The organism is Xenococcus sp. PCC 7305 (assembly GCF_000332055.1).
Lineage (GTDB): Bacteria > Cyanobacteriota > Cyanobacteriia > Cyanobacteriales > Xenococcaceae > Xenococcus.
In genome coordinates, this window is the sequence record NZ_ALVZ01000012.1 from 1 (window position 1) to 2,270 (window position 2,270).

Below are 2,270 nucleotides of genomic sequence, written 5' to 3' on the forward strand. Positions count from 1 at the left end.
AAGTAATAAGTAATAAGTAATGAGTAATAAGTCTTGATACATCAGCTTTTTGCCCTTCGTTGATAGATAGCTTATTTACGCCCGCGTCCACTAGCTTCTCCTATGCGATCGCCAATTTCTCTTTGAATCTTCAGAGACTCTTGACTTCCGCCTAGCGGCTACTAAACACTTTTTAGATAACCGAGTTTTTTTAAGCCATCACCAATAATTTCTTGAATGACTACCTTTTCCTCATCGTTAAATCTTTCCTTCCAAGCTCCTGCCTTGGCAAATTGGATGGTTGTCCCAATCCCCTTTTGATCCGCAGGAATATTTTTGGCTGATGAGTTGTGAATAATTGAAGCTAGTTTATCTTTGCTAATATCTATGCCCATAAAATCATAGAGCTTTTGAACTTGCCCAGAGGTATTTTCTAATAATTGTTCGTAGCGAATGAGATAACGTAAATCTTCATCATGCTTGTCATAGGTGTCGAGCAAAACTTCCACTAATTTTGCCCATCTTCGGGAATTCAAAAGTATCGAAGTTCGTCTTCTGGCGCCAGCAAGAGGTTTAAAAGCACCCCCAGAATTTTTCTCGGCATAACCACCTTTAGATAAGGCAGTAATTAGAGAATTAATTACATCGCGACCATCTCGAAGCAAAATCAATATTTTTGACTGGGGAAGGCAATCTGTAATCAGATCTGCTGCCATGCTTCCATTGGGTTCTTTGATAATAATCGTCGAATTAAGATCCTGAAACTGAGCATGAACGCGATGCAATATCAGTTTTCTGACATAATGTTGCCAAACATCTTTGTATTCAGTAGAAAAAAAGTAAGGTTTGCGTTCAGCCTGTTCTTCGTATCGGCGAATATAAGTATTTCCCAATTCTCTAGCATCGGCAAGATGAGAACCAATTAAGGGCTCCCCCATCAATTTGGTTTTATGACTTAATAATTGAACTGATGTCCAGGTGGTGCCACTTCTGGGAGAAGCAAAGATCCAAACTAAATTTTTTTCTAAAGCTAATTCTTGTTCTGAAGATAATTCAATTATTTTAGACATAAAATTTTCAAGTATCTAGGGGGAATCTTTAAATATAATTTAGTGTTCCCAAAGAGATACATTCTCTATTAGTTAGAATTACTTCGATTGTTAATTTGGTTTGAGAAGGAATAGCCGAACTTGCCAAGGCGATCGCAAAACCACTATTTTGGGCATTACTAACTCCATAAACCTGGGCCACATCAGGTCGTGATAAATCAACAGATGTTTCTGCTAAAACCTTGCTATTATGACGAATCTCAATTTTGCTCGCAGCCGCATTTTTTCCGATGACCCAACCATTAATATTAATTATTTTATTACTGGTAAAAATAGGGAACAAAGGACAATCAATATGAAACCCAATGAGACCTGCTCTAAATTTTGTTTCTGATGTAGGGATAAAGTCAATTTCTTTACTTGGAGTAATATATTTATTTAGCCAATAATTAATTTGTTGAGTTTCTAGTTTTGCCTGAGATAAATCCTGTTGTAGTTGATGAATTAAAAACTGCGATCGCTGATATTCTGCTAAGGTAGATTGGATCAATACTGATTCCTGACGACGTTTTGCTCTAAGATTCAGAGCATTTTGGTACAGCTGTAAATCCTCAAGATTTAACCTAGAGATTTGGTTTATTAAAGTAGTGTTAGATAATATTTCTTGTAAAGATTTTTGATATTTATGATAGAGATTATTATTTTTAATAATGGGCTCCACCTTTGGCCATTCCATTATTTTTTGGAGATCTTGCAAGTCCTCTTGGTAAAATTCTTGAATTCCGACAAAATCAAACTCTTGAAGCTTAATCCCTTTAATATGTTTTGCCAGAAAATTCCTCATCGCGGGAATTTGGGCGAATTCTAAAATATTGAGATTATTATTTAATAGTTGAGCATGAATGGCATTTTCATGGTCTTTAATAGTTTTAGCAAAAAAATATTCAGAAATTAGTCTAAAAATTGGATGTCTTAGCCAAACAATTCTCTTTGCTTGGGGGTAATATCCTTGATATTTCTTGGGAAGAAAATGACCGTGAATAACTTTTGCACTGTACGTGATCTGGCTATCTGGTTGATGAATTTTATTGGGAGGGTAATCACCAATTACTCCATTCATTCCATAGGCTTCCTCCAAGGCGTGGCGGAATGCAGTGCCTGCTGTTTTAGGAATATGAACTGATAATAATTCAATCATTATTAATAAGTAATAAGTAATAAGTAATAAGTAATAAGTAATAA

Annotated in this window: 2 protein-coding genes; both read right to left on the minus strand. The window is 35.5% G+C overall.

Annotated features, from left to right (window positions below; all coding sequences use genetic code 11):
• Positions 1–161: 161 nt before the first annotated feature.
• A complete protein-coding gene (locus XEN7305_RS00100; RefSeq protein ID WP_006507247.1) occupies positions 162–1,049 on the minus strand; it encodes a sulfotransferase in 888 nt (295 codons plus the stop codon).
• Between the two features lie 28 nt (positions 1,050–1,077).
• The coding region (locus XEN7305_RS26205) for a sulfotransferase family 2 domain-containing protein (RefSeq protein WP_238568914.1) at positions 1,078–2,270 on the minus strand (1,193 nt) is incomplete at its 5' end.